The 14,422-nt window shown below is 65.9% G+C and carries 19 protein-coding genes and 3 pseudogenes; 20 read left to right on the top strand and 2 right to left on the bottom strand.

Going from position 1 to position 14,422, the window contains the following annotated elements; translation table 11 throughout:
* The first annotated feature begins 4 nt into the window (after positions 1–4).
* Entirely contained in the window at positions 5–931 is a 927-nt protein-coding gene (locus ACFJIU_RS24385; protein WP_379064315.1) for a DUF2493 domain-containing protein, read from the top strand.
* A gap of 148 nt (positions 932–1,079) precedes the next feature.
* Positions 1,080–1,520, top strand: coding sequence for a hypothetical protein (locus tag ACFJIU_RS24380; RefSeq protein ID WP_012114852.1), 441 nt, complete (start codon positions 1,080–1,082; stop codon positions 1,518–1,520).
* 389 nt (positions 1,521–1,909) lie between these two features.
* Here the strand turns inward: ACFJIU_RS24380 and ACFJIU_RS24375 are convergent, their stop codons facing one another.
* Positions 1,910–2,095, bottom strand: coding sequence for a hypothetical protein (locus ACFJIU_RS24375; protein ID WP_379064313.1), 186 nt, complete (start codon positions 2,093–2,095; stop codon positions 1,910–1,912).
* Between the two features lie 11 nt (positions 2,096–2,106).
* Here ACFJIU_RS24375 and ACFJIU_RS24370 point away from each other — a divergent pair.
* A pseudogene (locus ACFJIU_RS24370) lies at positions 2,107–2,434 on the top strand (DUF736 domain-containing protein).
* Positions 2,435–2,613: 179 nt separating this feature from the next.
* Positions 2,614–2,910, top strand: a pseudogene (locus tag ACFJIU_RS24365) (YkvA family protein); the annotation flags it as partial.
* 161 nt (positions 2,911–3,071) lie between these two features.
* On the opposite strand, the gene ACFJIU_RS24360 reads toward ACFJIU_RS24365, so the two are convergent.
* The gene (locus tag ACFJIU_RS24360) at positions 3,072–3,221 is read right to left on the bottom strand and encodes a helix-turn-helix domain-containing protein (RefSeq protein ID WP_245968671.1); all 150 of its coding nucleotides are present in this window, start codon (positions 3,219–3,221) and stop codon (positions 3,072–3,074) included.
* A gap of 264 nt (positions 3,222–3,485) precedes the next feature.
* Between ACFJIU_RS24360 and ACFJIU_RS24355 the strand changes: the two genes are divergently transcribed.
* From ACFJIU_RS24355 to ACFJIU_RS24280, 16 genes and pseudogenes are all read left to right on the top strand, one after another.
* Positions 3,486–3,749 carry a DNA -binding domain-containing protein gene (locus tag ACFJIU_RS24355; protein ID WP_041577054.1) on the top strand — a complete coding sequence of 88 codons (264 nt, stop codon included), beginning with the start codon at positions 3,486–3,488 and terminating at the stop codon, positions 3,747–3,749.
* Positions 3,750–3,877: 128 nt separating this feature from the next.
* Complete coding sequence (locus ACFJIU_RS24350) at positions 3,878–4,108, top strand: transcriptional regulator domain-containing protein (protein WP_119037542.1); 231 nt, start codon at positions 3,878–3,880, stop codon at positions 4,106–4,108.
* Positions 4,109–4,154: 46 nt separating this feature from the next.
* Positions 4,155–4,661, top strand: a complete 507-nt coding sequence (locus ACFJIU_RS24345) for a DUF2285 domain-containing protein (RefSeq protein ID WP_049775951.1) — start codon at positions 4,155–4,157, stop codon at positions 4,659–4,661.
* A gap of 150 nt (positions 4,662–4,811) precedes the next feature.
* Positions 4,812–5,105, top strand: a complete 294-nt coding sequence (locus tag ACFJIU_RS24340) for an AlpA family transcriptional regulator (protein ID WP_012114857.1) — start codon at positions 4,812–4,814, stop codon at positions 5,103–5,105.
* Positions 5,102–5,740: a ParA family partition ATPase gene (gene parA, locus ACFJIU_RS24335; protein WP_012114858.1), complete on the top strand. Its 639-nt coding sequence runs from the start codon at positions 5,102–5,104 to the stop codon at positions 5,738–5,740. Before ACFJIU_RS24340 ends, parA begins: the two co-directional genes overlap by 4 nt.
* Positions 5,737–5,988 carry a hypothetical protein gene (locus tag ACFJIU_RS24330; protein ID WP_012114859.1) on the top strand — a complete coding sequence of 84 codons (252 nt, stop codon included), beginning with the start codon at positions 5,737–5,739 and terminating at the stop codon, positions 5,986–5,988. Before parA ends, ACFJIU_RS24330 begins: the two co-directional genes overlap by 4 nt.
* Positions 5,985–6,494: a DUF2840 domain-containing protein gene (locus tag ACFJIU_RS24325; RefSeq protein ID WP_012114860.1), complete on the top strand. Its 510-nt coding sequence runs from the start codon at positions 5,985–5,987 to the stop codon at positions 6,492–6,494. Before ACFJIU_RS24330 ends, ACFJIU_RS24325 begins: the two co-directional genes overlap by 4 nt.
* Complete coding sequence (locus tag ACFJIU_RS24320; RefSeq protein WP_012114861.1) at positions 6,491–7,036, top strand: S26 family signal peptidase; 546 nt, start codon at positions 6,491–6,493, stop codon at positions 7,034–7,036. The genes ACFJIU_RS24325 and ACFJIU_RS24320 overlap by 4 nt, the downstream gene beginning before the upstream one ends.
* 44 nt (positions 7,037–7,080) lie before the next feature.
* The gene (locus ACFJIU_RS24315) at positions 7,081–7,416 is read left to right on the top strand and encodes a DUF736 domain-containing protein (RefSeq protein ID WP_012114862.1); all 336 of its coding nucleotides are present in this window, start codon (positions 7,081–7,083) and stop codon (positions 7,414–7,416) included.
* Positions 7,403–8,197 (top strand): lytic transglycosylase domain-containing protein, encoded by a 795-nt coding sequence (locus ACFJIU_RS24310; RefSeq protein WP_379064308.1) that lies wholly within the window; start codon positions 7,403–7,405, stop codon positions 8,195–8,197. Before ACFJIU_RS24315 ends, ACFJIU_RS24310 begins: the two co-directional genes overlap by 14 nt.
* A gap of 244 nt (positions 8,198–8,441) precedes the next feature.
* On the top strand, positions 8,442–10,187 hold the full coding sequence (locus ACFJIU_RS24305; protein WP_041575619.1) for a VirD2 family relaxase/mobilization nuclease: 1,746 nt from the start codon (positions 8,442–8,444) through the stop codon (positions 10,185–10,187).
* A 31-nt stretch (positions 10,188–10,218) separates the two neighbouring features.
* On the top strand, positions 10,219–12,207 hold the full coding sequence (locus ACFJIU_RS24300) for a conjugal transfer protein TraG (RefSeq protein WP_012114865.1): 1,989 nt from the start codon (positions 10,219–10,221) through the stop codon (positions 12,205–12,207).
* Positions 12,208–12,218: 11 nt separating this feature from the next.
* Complete coding sequence (locus ACFJIU_RS24295; protein ID WP_012114866.1) at positions 12,219–12,650, top strand: ribbon-helix-helix protein, CopG family; 432 nt, start codon at positions 12,219–12,221, stop codon at positions 12,648–12,650.
* 169 nt (positions 12,651–12,819) lie between these two features.
* Positions 12,820–13,805 (top strand): annotated as a pseudogene (trbB, locus tag ACFJIU_RS24290) (P-type conjugative transfer ATPase TrbB).
* Positions 13,802–14,134 (top strand): TrbC/VirB2 family protein, encoded by a 333-nt coding sequence (locus ACFJIU_RS24285; RefSeq protein WP_012114868.1) that lies wholly within the window; start codon positions 13,802–13,804, stop codon positions 14,132–14,134. Before trbB ends, ACFJIU_RS24285 begins: the two are co-directional and overlap by 4 nt.
* Positions 14,134–14,415 carry a VirB3 family type IV secretion system protein gene (locus ACFJIU_RS24280; RefSeq protein WP_012114869.1) on the top strand — a complete coding sequence of 94 codons (282 nt, stop codon included), beginning with the start codon at positions 14,134–14,136 and terminating at the stop codon, positions 14,413–14,415. Before ACFJIU_RS24285 ends, ACFJIU_RS24280 begins: the two co-directional genes overlap by 1 nt.
* Positions 14,416–14,422: the final 7 nt, after the last annotated feature.

Here is a 14,422-nt window from a genome sequence, read left to right as displayed (position 1 = left end):
TCCCATGACAAGCGATCGCGACGACTTCGAGCCCCATCACGCTTCATCTCCTACCGACCACCTTCTCACCGAACTACAGCTTTACGGCTTCCGCCCCTTCCAGGACGAACTAGACCCGAGGCCGCTGCCTGAGGGGAACGCCGTCGCCGGCGCCATTGCCGACATCTTCGATGCGCTGATTGTCACCTTGCGGGACACCCGCCTCGAGCCTGACCTCGACGATCTGCTTTGGTCGACCGTCGATCTCTTCCACCGCGCCACCGACCGGATCGAGCGCGAACTCGACGACAATGAGCAGGCGCAGCGGCGGAGCCAGCGGGAGCAGGACGGCTCCGAGGTGAAATCCGTCGACCTGGAACGGCTCACCGCCGAGGGACAAACGCTGATTGAGCGCAGGGACGCGTTCGAGCTGATGCGCGACCAGGCCGCCGAACATTTCGAACGCCACACCAGCTCATCTTGGCGGCCGCGCAGCGGATCGATGGTCAACCATCGCAACCTGACCTCGGCGATGATCGACAGCCGCGACTTCCTCGCCGCCAAGCGCCGCGCCGAAACCGAAGTGATGCTGCCCGCGGGTCCGAAGATCGCCTTCACCGGCGGTCTCGACTTCAACGACCACCGGCTGATCTGGGCCAAGCTCGATCAGGTGCACGCCAAGCATCCGGACATGGTGCTGCTGCATGGCGGATCGCCGAAGGGCGCCGAGCGCATCGCCGCCCGCTGGGCCGACCATCGCAAGGTTCCGCAGGTCGCGTTCAAGCCCGACTGGACGAAACACGCCAAGGCTGCACCGTTCAAGCGCAATGATCAGATGCTCGAAGTCCTGCCCATCGGCGCCATGGTATTTCCGGGAACCGGCATCCAGGGCAATCTTGCGGACAAGGCTCGCAAGCTCGGCATCCCAGTTTGGAAGTTCGGCGGCGCGTGAGCGCCTCCCAACTTAACCTGCTCGCGGAAGCGGAAGTCCAGCCGGATTTCCGCTCCCGTTTTCGCTCAATTTCGGCTATGCTCAGGTCGCGCCATGGTGGTGGTGGAAGGCACGACCGTCAGACATTTTCTCACGGGAGCCCATTACCATGATCTTCATCGGCATTCTCGCCAGCATCGCAGCCATTGGCATGCTCTGCTGGCTCTTGTTCACCCTTGCCGTATTCGCACTGCCCGCCTTCGCCGGCGTCACCACTGGAGTTTGGGCCTATCAGACCGGCGCGGGCTGGATCGGCGGCATCGTCGTCGGCCTGGTCGCCGCCGCACTGACGTTCGGCATCGGCCAGTTCCTGCTCGCCTTCGTGCGGCCGCTCTGGCTGCGCCTCGCGATCGCGATCGTGTTCGTCGCGCCCGCAGCGCTCGCCGGCTATCACGCCACCCATGGCATCGTGAAGCACACGATGCCTTCCGACACGTGGCAGATCGTCTTTTCCGTCATCGGCGCAATTGCCGTCGGCGTCACAGCATTCGTGCGCGTGGCGGCGATGGCAGCGCCCGGACCGTCCGGGCGGGGCTTGGCACGCGCCTGACGCCATCAGCAGCAGAGGCAGAACCAACTAATGATCTCCCCAGCGCCGCCCTCGTCATCGAAGCCATGGGAATGGCGGTTAGCGCCACTCGGACCTTAGTCTCGGTCAACCCGTGTCGCGTCATCGCAGTTTCACGCTGGAGCAGTGAGGCGTCGTTCGGTCACACGATCGAAACATCGGTGTGCGAGCTTTCATACCAGAGCAGTGTCTGCGTCGAGATGCGGTCAGGCCCGGAACGGTCGCGTGGAATCGCCAACCGCGTTGACGCCGGGACCGCGACGGCAGCGCGCTCGCCACGTTCTCCTCAATCCATCTCTGTCTAACCGACCGCTCCAAAACGGCCTCTTCAATGGGCTGATCTGGCCGAAGGCCGGCTGCGCCTCGATCGCCTATGCGGCAATGGCGCCGAGCGACTTTCTTCCCCTGCCGGCTGCGCCGTCATCCTCGCGAAACAACAAAGTCGCCTGGCTGCCATCCTCCGCTGCGCTGCGGTCGCAAGCGATGCCGCGTCGATCGCCTTCGGCCCGCCGATCGCCATCGAGGCCGCAATGGTGCGGGCTCGGAACAGAGTTCAAGGAGAACTATCATGGCGACCATCGGCACCTTCAAGAAGACCGGCAACAACGAATTTGTCGGCGACATCGTCACCCTCTCGGTCCAGGCGCAGGAACGTCCGCATCGTCCCGGAGAACGGCCGCTCAGCCGAGAACGCTCCCAGCCACCGCGTCTTCGTCGGCCGCGCCGAGATCGGCGCCGCCTGGTCCAAGCGCTCGAACGAAGGCCGCGACTATCTGAGCCTCAAGCTCGACGATCCGAGCTTCACCGCCCCGATCTTCGCCAACCTCTTCGACGACGAGGACGGCGAGGGCTACAGCCTCATCTGGTCCCGCCCCAGCCGTAGGAACGCGGATTGACCGCCCGGCTCAGGATGCCCCGCCCGATCCTCGGGCGGGGCAAGCCCTTCAAGGCTCGTCGATCCGGCTTTGCGCATTGTCGGCATTGCGCGTCGGCGGTTTGGTAGTCTCTCGGTTTGAATTACGCGCCACCGCCCTTTTGCGGATAGTGTCGTCCAATGAACGGCAAGCTGAAAGACTGGGCACGCACGATCAAGCGAGACGTGCATGCGATTTATCTCGCTGCTCGCGATCCTCGCACCCCCTGGTACGCGAAAGCGCTGGCGCTATGCGTTGCTGGATACGCTCTGTCGCCAATAGATCTGATTCCAGACTTCATTCCAGTGCTGGGGTATCTCGACGACGCGATAATTGTGCCGCTCGGCATTCTGGCTGTGATCAAAATGATCCCGCCAGAAGTTTTGGCAGAGCACCGCGCCGCCGCCGCTCTTGCCGGAGTGCGCCCGGTGAGTGGAACCGCCGCCGTAGTAATAGTTGCGTCTGGGTCGCATCCGTTGGACTGACGGCATGGCTCGGCTATCGCTATTTCACCGGCTGAATTTCAAACTGAGGCACTACCGGCGGTTTTGACGGATTTGCACGTTTCCGCTTATCCGGCAGTGCGGATCGGGCAAGTCGGGCCGCGACTCGCTGAGACTCACGTCTCAGCTTCCTCTACCGCCTCATCGAGAAGGTCGGCGGGTCTCACGCCCAACGCTTCCGACAAATGCCACATCGTCAACAGCGTGACATTCTGCTGGCCCCGCTCCATGCCGCTCACATAGGCGCGGTCCACACCCATTTTCACGGCGACCGCTTCCTGACTCAGACCGGCCGCGACGCGATACCTCCTGACGTTGGCTCCAAAAATTCTGCGAATGTCCATCCGCAGGATAGGAGACAATCGAGTATTATATCGCTACGTGTTATAATACACGGCCGCGAAGCCTCCTCGCGATGCCGCCACTGGGCTGGCGCGATGCGTGAAAAGCATCGGGAAATTTCAGCTATCGGTCTGGTTTGCATTGGCGATGCGGATACGATCGATTAACCAAAGAAGATGGACGCGCCGATGACCGTCATTGCTTTCCAGGACCGTCCGCCCGACGGCGACCGCCTGACGGGTTACGACGAAAGCCATCTTGCTCTCTATATTCGGCTCCTCGATGCCGCCGCCGAAGGCGCCGACTGGCGTGAGGCGGTGCAAATCCTTTTCGCGCTCGATCCGGACCGCGATCCCGACCGCGCCCGAATAGTTCATGACAGCCATCTCGCCCGCGCCCGCTGGATGACCACCACCGGCTATCGCGAGCTCCTCCGTCCCCGCGTGTCTTAAAGCAGGACACTCCTCCCGGTTGTGCGAGGCATCACGCCGCGCAGTTTTCGGGGACTTCCGCCGCGCCTCGTCGGCGGCGAGGCTTGGGCGTGGAGGGGGCCACTCAAAACGCGGACGAGGAGACGCGTATGGCCGAGCCGCCGGATTGGCGATTGCAGACAACCGAACGCGCGCTGAACCGCTTGGAGCGGCAAGGGTTTGCGTGGGAGTTCCTGCGCCGGAATCCCGACTATCGCAGCGACTATGACCGTCTGCGCAGCACGCCGGCCAGCCGGTCAAGCGCTTCATTGCCCCATAGGAGCGCCGCCGCCCCACAGTGGGGGCTGCGATTTCCTGCTCGACCCCGATCGCTCCGCTAACGAGACCGCGATCTTCTGGCGGCCCGAGGTTGTCGCCAGCGTTCTGATGCTTGAAGCCGCGCCGGCCGTCTTTCGCATGGCCCGGCGGCTCGAACAACTCGACCTGACCCACGCCACATTGCACGCGCAGCCCGGAGGCGAAGGTGCGATCGTAATAGCCGATCCCGACGGTGATCATTATTTGGTCGCCGGAGCCATCGACCCGGCTCAGCCGCTCGCCATCCTGCTACCGCTCGACGACAACTTCCACATCCGCACCGAAGCGGCATTGCGATTCCAACGCCGCCTATTTGGACGTGCCGCCGGTCCGCTACCGCGCGCGCTCACGCTCACACCGCGCCACCGCTTGCGGCTGGTGCGCATGGTGCGCGCGCTCGATGGCCGATCCGCGGGCGCGACTTATCGCGAAATCGCCGGAGTGCTTTTCGACACGCCCCGGCAGTCCGCTGCCGAGTGGAAGACGTCGTCCATCCGCGCCCAGACGATCCGCTTGGTGAAGGATGCGCAGACGATGATGCACGGCGGCTATCTCCGTTTGCTCGCCGGCCGCTGACCCCGCCTCGGCTCCCCTCAAGCGTGACCGTAAGGGGGTATGCGCACGCAGGGGCCTCACTTCGTCATCCACCCTGACGCCGATGGTTCGCCACCGTGGTCGCCGCTTCGCCACCGCACGCTGGAGGCGCAGCCGAAGCCCGGAGGCCCCATGCCAGCAGCGCGACTCGACCCCCCGCCACGCTATCTCCGCACCCCTGAGGCTGCGCGCTTCCTCGGCCTGTCAGGTCGCACGCTCGAGAAGCATCGCACCTATGGCACCGGACCAGTCTATCGCAAGCTGGGCGGCCGCATTGTCTATGCCCTCGACGATCTTCAGGCCTGGGCGGATCGTGGCACGCGGCTTTCCACATCTGATCCGGGACATGACGTTGTCCATCCCGCCAAGCCGCACGCAAGGCTTGGCCATGGGAATGCCGCCCGTCGCGGTGGCGGTGCGTCATGATCGTCGCGCTCCTCAACCAGAAGGGCGGCGTCGGCAAGACGACGCTCGCGCTCCATCTCGCCGGCGAATGGGCCAGCAGGGGGAGGCGCGTCCTACTCATTGACGCGGACCCACAGGGCTCCGCGCTCGATTGGTCGCAGCAGCGCGCGCGCGAAGGTTTACCGCGCCTGTTTGGTGTTGTCGGTCTAGCGCGAGATACGCTTCACAACGAAGCGCCGGAACTGGCGCGAGGCGCCGATCATGTGGTGATCGACGGGCCACCGCGCGTTGCCGGCCTGATGCGATCAGCACTGCTTGCCGCCGACCTGGTGCTGATCCCGGTGCAGCCATCGCCCTTCGATGGCTGGGCCTCGGCGGAGATGCTGTCGCTGCTTGGCGAGGCGCGCATCTATCGTCCGCAGGTCGTGGCTCGTTTCGTGCTGAACCGATGCGGCGCGCGCACCATCATCGCCCGCGAGACGGCCGAGACGCTCGCCGACCATGATCCGCCGGTGCTCGCGTCCACCATCGGCCAGCGCGTCGCCTTCGCCGACACAGCGCGGTCTGGACGCCTCGTCTCGGAGATCAACGAGCACGGCCCGGCAGCGCGCGAGATCACCGCGCTCTGCGCCGAGATCGGGAGGATCGCGCCATGACCGGGCGATCCCAGAAACGCGGCTTCACTGCACGTCCTGTCGATCCTGAGAGCTGGGTCAAAGCCTCCGATCCGCGACCCGCTCGGAACGGCGACGCCGCGTTCACGGCACGGCTCACGATCGATGTGACGCCCGACATGCGCGGCCAGATCAAGATCGCCGCGTTCCAGCGCGGCGTCACCGTCGCCGACATGCTGCGCGAACTGCTCGCCCGCGAATTTCCTCCAGCCGAAGGAGACACGCAATGAACGGCGCTGGTCATTTGCGCGGCGTGCCGGCGGCGCTCCTCTTCGACGGTCTGACTCGCGTCGAACTGACCTGGATCGAGAAGAGGGTCGAATACTGGATTCGGTTCGGCCAGGACGTCCAGGAACAGATTCTCGACCGACGCCGGCGCGTGCTCAGCTTCCCGCCCCACAGTGTCTTCGCCTTTGTCCGTTGGGCGGCAAACGACTTCGGCACGATCATCTCGCGCATCGACATCGTGCGCGCGATCTCGCCCGGCGAGCACTACCAGACTCTGCCCTTCGTGCGTCCTGGTGGCGACATCCTGCTGAGGATGGACGGCTGGCCAAAGGTCGAGCGCGTACTGCAGATCGTCGACGCCATCGAGTCGGTCGGCATCAATCCGGCTGAGGTCTCACCGCATCATTGGCGGCATGTTCATAATCGTCTCGCTGCCGGCCAGGAACCGCGCAGCTACACGGCGGAGCAGCATCGGGCCATCCTTCTGCGCCGGAAGGTCGAGCCATGACCCGCTTCGGCTACGTCATGACGACGTACTTCACCGTGATCTTGATCGGTGGCCTGTCCTTCATCCACATCACGCCCAGGCTGATCTGGAACGCGTCCGCCAGCACGCCGGTCGGCCTCTATTCAATCGATCGGTCGCCGCAGCTCGAAGTGACCGACCTGGTCGCCGTAAACGCACCCGAGCCGCTCGCATCGTTCCTCGCTGAGCGCGGCTATCTGCCTCGCGGCGTCCCGCTCCTGAAACGCGTTGCGGGTCTATCGGGGCAACAAGTCTGCCGCACCGGCGCACACGTCACCGTAGACGGCATCCCGGTCGGCGACGCGCTGCCGCGCGACCGTCTCGGCCGCCATCTCCCCGTTTGGCAGGGCTGCCGCCGCATCGCCGCCGACGAGATCTTCCTCATGAACTGGTCCGTGGAGGACAGCCTGGACGGTCGCTACTTCGGTCCAGTTTCCCGCGGCTCGGTCATCGGACGAGCAACCCCTCTCTACACCGACGAAGACGGCAACGGCCGCTTCGAATGGCGCGCCGCGACGCGGTGAAGACGCGCCCATTCCCATTTCACCGCACCACACAGGAGGCTTCCATGCCGCAGATCGGAGAGTTCACGCGCACCAAGACCGGCTATGCCGGCCGCATCCGAACGGTCGCTCTCGACATCGAGATGGTGCTCGTCCCCGCCGAGCATTCCGACACCGAGAACGCGCCGGACTATCGCATTCACCTTCGCGACGACGGCGGTCCGGAGATCGGCGCCGGATGGAGGCGAACCGGCGAGAAGGCCGGCGACTACGTTTCCTTGCAGATCGACGACCCGTCACTCCGCCAACCGATCCGCGCCAACCTGTTCCAGTCCGGCGACGACAAGTCCGCCTGGGGCCTGCACTGGAACCGTCCGCCGAAGCGCAATGAGCGGGACTGACGGCATGCCGACGCGCCGCCCATCGCGCAGGCAACCGGTGGAGACCGGGCGGACACGCGCCGCCCGGCATCTCTCCGTCCTTCTCCTTTCCGGCCTGCTGATCGTCAGCGGATCACCGGCCACCGCGCTGGCGCAGAACGCGACGACCTCGCGCGCAAGCCCAGCCGATCCGTTCGCCGTCTTCATCGCCGAGGCTTCGCAACGCTTCGGCATTCCGGAGCGCTGGATTCGCGCCGTCATGCGTGCCGAAAGCGCGGGCGACGTGCGCGCGATCTCATCCGCGGGCGCAATGGGTCTGATGCAGATCATGCCCCATACATGGACGGAGCTTCGCACACGCCACCGACTGGGGCGCGATCCTTACAGTCCGCGCGACAACATCCTCGCGGGCGCGGCCTACCTGCGCGAGATGTATGATCGCTATGGTTCGCTAGGCTTCCTGGCCGCCTACAATGCGGGGCCGGGACGCTACGAGGAGTATCTCGCCGGTCGCCCGCTCCCGGCCGAGACCCGCGCCTACGTCGCCGCGCTGGTCCCTTTATTCGGCGGCGGTGATCTCCCCAGTCCAGTCGCCGTCGCCGTCGCCGATCCGCCACAGGCTTGGACCCGCGCCCCGCTGTTCGTCGCGCGTATCGAGCGCATCTCGGCTGCCGATCCAGCGCAAACCCCGCACCATCCGGACGACGCTCCTGCGACACCTCCCGTGCGCGAGGTTTCCGCGATCATGCCGCAGTCCTCCGGCCTGTTCGTCGCGCGGCCTGATGGTCGAGGGCCGCAATGACCGCGCTCACTCGAGATCGCGGTCTGGCGTACTCCGGCGCATCATGGCGTGCGTGGAAGGGGGAGCGAGGCAACACGACCGCACGATGGCAGGATAAAGGGGCGCGATGTGCGCCTCGGTTCGGTTGTGCTTTTTCAAGGGCTTATGCAGCAAATTCGCGAGGTGCGCCTGTCTGGCGCAGTCTGCGGCTTCAGCGATTTCATAAGCAAATCAGCGCCATCGCGCGATGTGCAGGCGCGCGACCATGACCGACGAGAACGATTTCCGAATCCGGCCAGGCCGCATCCGCTCGACGCGCGTGCAGCGCGCCAGACCCTTCATCGCCCAGGCGCTCGCCGCCGCCCAGCGGGCCGGCGGATCGGTTTCCCGCAAGGGGACGATCGGGCCGGGCCACCGCTCCCGGTTCGGCCGCGGTCAGCGCGCATCAGTGCAGGCCAACCGGCTCATCACCTCCCGCTCGCGCGGCGCCGTCGTCAAGGCGCGCGTCGTCCGTCACGCCGGACGCGGCGCGCCGCTCGCCACCCATCTCAACTATCTGCGCCGCGAGGGCGTCACCCGGGACGGAGAGAAGGCGAGGCTGTTCGGCCCTGGTACGGACCATGCCGATCCGAAGGCGTTCGCGCAGCGATGCGAGGACGACCGGCATCATTTCCGGTTCATCGTCTCGCCGGACGACGCCGTGGAGATGTCGGACCTCAAGACCTTCGCCCGCGATTTGGTCGGCCAGATGGAGAAGGACCTCGGCACCAAGCTCGAATGGGTCGCCGTCGATCACTGGAACACCGAGCATCCGCACGTCCACCTGATTGTGCGTGGCGTGCGCGAGGACGGCGAGAACCTCGTCATCTCCCGCGACTATATCAAGGAAGGCATGCGCGATCGGGCGCGGGATCTGATCACGCGGGAGTTGGGTCCGCGCACGGATCACGAAATCCGTCGCACCCTGGAACGTCAGATCGACGCCGAACGCTGGACCAACCTCGATCGCCAGCTCACGCGCGATGGCTGTCGCACCGGCGTCATCGACCTTGCGCCGCATCCCAACCGGCAGCCCGACGAATTCCACGCCCTCAAGGTCGGACGCCTGCGCAAGCTCGAATCGCTTGGGCTTGCCGACCAGGTTGGCCCCGGCCAGTGGATTGTGTCCGAGAATGCCGAGACGACTCTGCGCGAGCTGGGCGAACGCGGCGACATCATCAAGCGAATCCATCGCGGCCTTTCGGAACGCGGCATCGAGCGCGGCACGGCCAGCTACGTGCTGGCAGGCGAAAGCCTGGACGATTCTGTCGTCGGCCGTCTGGTGGCTCGCGGCCTCGACGACGAGCTGAAGGGCACCGCCTATGCCGTGGTCGACGGCGCGGACGGACGGACCCATCATATCAAGCTGCCCGATCTCGACGCCGCCGGGGACGGCGCGCCGGGCTCGATCGTCGAGCTGCGCAAGTTCGACGATGCCCAGGGCCGGCGCCGCGTCGCCCTGGCGGTCCGCTCGGACCTCTCGATCGAACGGCAGATCACCGCAGCCGGCGCCACCTGGCTTGACCGGCAAGCTATCGCCCGTGAACCGATCGCACTCGGCGGCGGCGTCGGCGGCTTTGGCGCAGAGGTGCGCGAGGCGCTGGACCGGCGCGCCGAGCACCTGATCGCGCAAGGTCTGGCGGAGCGTCAGAGCCGTGGCGTCAGCTTCAGCCGCGACCTGATCGAGACGCTGCGCCGGCGCGAGCTGGACGCGCTCGCCGATAAGCTGTCGGCGGAAAGCGGGCGGCCGCTGACGCGTGCTTCGACGGGTGAGTATGTCGCCGGCACCTACAGGCAGCGCTTCGCGCTCGCCTCCGGCCGCTTCGCGATGATCGATGACGGCCTCGGCTTCCAGCTCGTTCCCTGGTCTCCATCACTCGAAAAGCAGCTCGGCCGTCATGTCTCCGGTCTCGCGCGAAGCGATGGCGGCATCGACTGGAGCTTCGGCCGCAAGCGGGGGCTCGGCCTGTGATCACCGCTCCTCATCAAGAAAGGACACCGCCATGTCGGCCACGAAGATTCTCTGGGGACAGATTCTCGCCGTCTTCGTGATCGTGCTGACCACGACCTGGACCGCGACCCAGTGGACGGCATGGCAGCTAGGCTTCCAGCCGCAACTCGGCCGGCCATGGTTCGAGGCATTTGGCTGGCCAGTCTACCATCCGCCGGCCTTCTTCTGGTGGTGGTACTTCTACGACGCCTATGCGCCTTCGGTTTTCGTCGAGGGCGCCTACATCGCCGCATCCGGCGGCTTCATTGCCATCGCGGTCGCCATCGGCATGTCAGTGTGGCGAGCCCGCGAGGCCAAAAATGTCGAAACCTATGGTTCGGCGCGCTGGGCGCGAGCCGACGAGGTGCGCGCCGCCGGCCTGCTTGGGCCCGATGGCGTGGTGCTCGGCAGGTTCGATCGCGCCTATCTTCGCCATGACGGGCCAGAGCATGTGCTGTGCTTCGCGCCGACCCGCTCCGGCAAGGGCGTCGGCCTGGTCGTGCCCTCGCTGCTGACCTGGCCGGGCTCCGCCATCGTTCACGACATCAAGGGCGAGAACTGGCAGCTCACTTCCGGCTTCCGCGCCCAACATGGCCGCGTGCTGCTGTTCGATCCCACGAATGCGAAGTCGTCCGCTTACAACCCGCTGCTCGAAGTCCGCCGCGGCGAATGGGAGGTCCGCGACGTCCAGAACATCGCCGACATCCTGGTCGATCCCGAAGGGAGTTTGGAACGCCGCAATCATTGGGAGAAGACGTCCCACGCACTCCTCGTCGGCGCTATCCTGCACGTTCTCTACGCTGAGACCGACAAGACACTCGCAGGCGTCGCCGCCTTCCTCTCCGACCCCAAGCGGCCGATCGAGTCGACGCTCGCCGCCATGATGAAGACGGCGCATCTCGGCGAAGCTGGACCGCACCCGGTCATCGCATCGGCCGCGCGCGAGCTGCTGAATAAGTCCGACAATGAGCGGTCGGGCGTCTTGTCGACCGCGATGTCGTTTCTCGGACTCTATCGCGATCCCGTGGTGGCGGATGTTACGCGCCGTTGCGACTGGCGCATCACAGACATTGTTGGCGGAGCGCGACCGTCGACGCTCTACCTCGTCGTGCCGCCATCTGACATCGCGCGCACCAAGCCGCTGATCCGGCTTATCCTCAATCAGATCGGACGCCGACTGACGGAGGATCTCAACGCCAAAGGCAGGCGGCACCGGCTGCTGCTCATGCTCGACGAGTTTCCCGCACTCGGGCGCCTCGACTTCTTCGAGAGCGCCTTGGCGTTCATGGCGGGCTATGGGCTGAAGAGCTTCCTGATCGCCCAGTCGCTCAATCAGATTGAGAAAGCGTATGGTCCGAACAACTCGATCCTCGACAACTGCCATGTGCGCGTGAGCTTCGCGACCAATGACGAGCGCACGGCCAAACGCGTCTCCGACGCCCTCGGCACCGCGACCGAGATGCGGGCAATGCGAAACTACGCGGGGCACAGGCTGAGCCCATGGCTCGGCCATCTGATGGTTTCGCGATCGGAGACGGCGCGCCCACTGCTGACGCCGGGTGAGGTGATGCAGCTCCCGCCCGCCGACGAGATCGTGATGGTGGCCGGTACGCCGCCGATACGCGCGAAGAAAGCCCGCTATTTCGAGGATCGCCGGTTTCAGGAACGCGTCCTGCCACCACCCGCGCTCGCGAGGCCAGCCGCGGGAAAGCCGGACGATTGGAGCGCCCTGCCATTGCCGTCGCGGCCGCAACCCGATGCAGCCGCGCAGCAGGACGGCACCGGCGATGACGACTCGACCGGCTCCGAACGGCGTCAGCAACCGGAGCTGACCGCGGTAAAGCCTGTCGAGAGGAAGGCGCCGATCGACAACGAGTTCGAGCTCGATGGTCCCGACGACGCCGATGACGACGACGCCGCGCGCGCAGGCCGGCTGAATCAGGTGATGCAGGGCGTCGCGCGGCAGGTCTCGCTCGATCCCAGTGACGGGATGGACCTCTGAGCGTGGTGAACATGAAGATTCCGAAGAAGCAGCGCCTCTCGGTCTATCTCGATCCGGATATCACGAAAGCGCTCGCCGCTTATGCCGCGCGTCGCGATCAATCGCGATCCCTGGTCGCGGAAGCGGCCATCGCATCCTTCCTATCGCCCGACGCCGCCGAGCGCCAAGAGGCCGCGACCACCAAGCGATTGGACCAGCTCGACCGGCGCATGACGCGCATGGAACGCGACCTTGGCATTTCCGTGGAAATGCTCGCAGTGTTCGTCCGCTTCTGGCTCACCACCAACCCGCCACTTCCGGAGCCAGCCCAGGCGGCCGCACGCGCACAGGCCGGCGAGCGGTACGACGCCTTCGTCGCCGCACTCGGGCGGCGACTCGCGAAGGGACCGAAAGTGCGTGAGGAGATTTCGGACGACGTAGTAGGTGTCCCGGGCGCGGAATAATCATCGCGCCGGGCATCGCAAGAGTTTGTCAGTTCCGCCGTCGCCCTCTCTTTGTACGCCAGAGCACTACGACCCCGTTCTGCTTGTTGTCATGCCCTGATTTCTGCCTCTTCTACTCATCCCCGATCCAGGGCCGCTTGTTTGCGGTCCCGCGCAGAACGGGGACGACATGGCGGTTTCTCACCAGCAATCAGAGGCGATCCTTCGAGGCGCGCGCATGTTGCGCACGGCCCTCGGCCCCGCCATCGCCGGATTCCTGGAAGACCCGTCGATCGTCGAGGTGATGCTCAATCCCGATGGGCGGCTCTGGATCGACCGGCTGTCCGAGGGACTCTCCGATACCGGAGCGCGCCTGTCGCCCGCGGACGGCGAGCGCATCGTCCGCCTGGTCGCGCATCATGTCGGCGCCGAGGTTCATTCCGGTTCACCGCGCGTTTCGGCCGAGTTGCCCGAGACGGGGGAGCGCTTCGAAGGCCTTCTGCCGCCCGTCGTCGCCGCGCCGGCATTCGCGATCCGCAAACCTGCCGTCGCCGTCTTCACGCTCGCTGACTATGTCGCCGCCGAGATCATGTCCGCCGAACAGGCGGAGGTGCTCCGCCGCGCCGTCGCGGACCGCCGCAACATCCTCGTCGCCGGCGGCACCTCGACCGGCAAGACCACGCTCACCAACGCCTTGCTCGCCGAGGTATCGAAGACCTTCGACCGCGTGGTTCTGATCGAGGACACGCGCGAGCTGCAATGCGCCGCGCCCAACCTCGTAGCCATGCGCACCAAGGATGGCGTCGCATCGCTGTCCGATCTCGTCCGCTCCTCGCTTCGCTTGCGCCCTGATCGCATTCCGATCGGAGAGGTGCGCGGCGCCGAGGCGCTGGATTTGCTCAAGGCCTCGGGGGGACGGGCCACCCGGGCGGCATCGGCACGATCCACGCCGGCACCGCGCTCGGCGCGCTGCGCCGCCTTGAGCAACTCATTCAGGAAGCCGTCGTCACCGTCCCGCGCGCGCTGATCGCCGAGACCATCGATCTCGTCGCGGTGCTCAGCGGTCGCGGCTCGACCCGTCGCCTCGCCGAACTCGCCCGCGTCGAAGGCCTACAGCCGGACGGCGACTACCGCGTCATCCCCGCAACCCAGCCCGCCCCAGGAGAACCCGAATGATCCGCCATGCCCTGCGCGCTCGCCGTCATATCGCGACGGCCGCGTCCGTCGCCGTCTTCAGCATGATGCTTGCGCCAGCAGCCCATGCTTCCGGCTCTTCGATGCCGTGGGAAGCGCCGCTGCAATCGATCCTCGAATCCATCGAGGGGCCTGTGGCCAAGATCATCGCTGTGATGATCATCATCATCACAGGGCTAACGCTAGCCTTCGGCGATACGTCAGGCGGCGCGCGGAAGCTGATCCAGATCGTCTTCGGCCTGTCGATCGCCTTCGCCGCGTCGAGCTTCTTCCTGTCCTTCTTCTCCTTCGGCGGCGGAGCGCTCGTCTGATGGCGAGCCTGACCGACAGCGTCGGCGACGTGCCAGGCTTCGCCGTCCCGGTCCATCGGGCGCTCACCGAGCACATCCTGCTCGGCGGCGCGCCGCGCTCCATCGCGATCCTCAACGGCACGCTGGCGGCGGCGCTCGGCCTTGGCCTGCGGCTCTGGCTGGTCGGTCTCGGGCTCTGGGCGATCGGGCATTTCGCGGCGGTGTGGGCGGCCAAACGCGATCCACAATTCGTCGACGTGGTGCGCCGTCACCTGCGCATCCCCGGCCATCTAAGCGCGTGAGGCCCCG

The organism is Mesorhizobium sp. UC74_2, assembly GCF_042701485.1.
GTDB lineage: Bacteria > Pseudomonadota > Alphaproteobacteria > Rhizobiales > Rhizobiaceae > Mesorhizobium.
Note: the sequence above shows the minus strand (reverse complement) of the source record. Positions and strands in the feature narration are given on the sequence as shown.

What these genes read in the sequence shown, in the direction of transcription:
- ACFJIU_RS24385 (WP_379064315.1), top strand. Translation starts at nt 5, where the DNA reads ATGACAAGCGATCGCGACGACTTCGAGCCCCATCACGCTTCATCTCCT.
- ACFJIU_RS24380 (WP_012114852.1), top strand. Translation starts at nt 1,080, where the DNA reads ATGATCTTCATCGGCATTCTCGCCAGCATCGCAGCCATTGGCATGCTC.
- ACFJIU_RS24355 (WP_041577054.1), top strand. Translation starts at nt 3,486, where the DNA reads ATGACCGTCATTGCTTTCCAGGACCGTCCGCCCGACGGCGACCGCCTG.
- ACFJIU_RS24350 (WP_119037542.1), top strand. Translation starts at nt 3,878, where the DNA reads ATGGCCGAGCCGCCGGATTGGCGATTGCAGACAACCGAACGCGCGCTG.
- ACFJIU_RS24345 (WP_049775951.1), top strand. Translation starts at nt 4,155, where the DNA reads ATGCTTGAAGCCGCGCCGGCCGTCTTTCGCATGGCCCGGCGGCTCGAA.
- ACFJIU_RS24340 (WP_012114857.1), top strand. Translation starts at nt 4,812, where the DNA reads ATGCCAGCAGCGCGACTCGACCCCCCGCCACGCTATCTCCGCACCCCT.
- parA (WP_012114858.1), top strand. Translation starts at nt 5,102, where the DNA reads ATGATCGTCGCGCTCCTCAACCAGAAGGGCGGCGTCGGCAAGACGACG.
- ACFJIU_RS24330 (WP_012114859.1), top strand. Translation starts at nt 5,737, where the DNA reads ATGACCGGGCGATCCCAGAAACGCGGCTTCACTGCACGTCCTGTCGAT.
- ACFJIU_RS24325 (WP_012114860.1), top strand. Translation starts at nt 5,985, where the DNA reads ATGAACGGCGCTGGTCATTTGCGCGGCGTGCCGGCGGCGCTCCTCTTC.
- ACFJIU_RS24320 (WP_012114861.1), top strand. Translation starts at nt 6,491, where the DNA reads ATGACCCGCTTCGGCTACGTCATGACGACGTACTTCACCGTGATCTTG.
- ACFJIU_RS24315 (WP_012114862.1), top strand. Translation starts at nt 7,081, where the DNA reads ATGCCGCAGATCGGAGAGTTCACGCGCACCAAGACCGGCTATGCCGGC.
- ACFJIU_RS24310 (WP_379064308.1), top strand. Translation starts at nt 7,403, where the DNA reads ATGAGCGGGACTGACGGCATGCCGACGCGCCGCCCATCGCGCAGGCAA.
- ACFJIU_RS24305 (WP_041575619.1), top strand. Translation starts at nt 8,442, where the DNA reads ATGACCGACGAGAACGATTTCCGAATCCGGCCAGGCCGCATCCGCTCG.
- ACFJIU_RS24300 (WP_012114865.1), top strand. Translation starts at nt 10,219, where the DNA reads ATGTCGGCCACGAAGATTCTCTGGGGACAGATTCTCGCCGTCTTCGTG.
- ACFJIU_RS24295 (WP_012114866.1), top strand. Translation starts at nt 12,219, where the DNA reads ATGAAGATTCCGAAGAAGCAGCGCCTCTCGGTCTATCTCGATCCGGAT.
- ACFJIU_RS24285 (WP_012114868.1), top strand. Translation starts at nt 13,802, where the DNA reads ATGATCCGCCATGCCCTGCGCGCTCGCCGTCATATCGCGACGGCCGCG.
- ACFJIU_RS24280 (WP_012114869.1), top strand. Translation starts at nt 14,134, where the DNA reads ATGGCGAGCCTGACCGACAGCGTCGGCGACGTGCCAGGCTTCGCCGTC.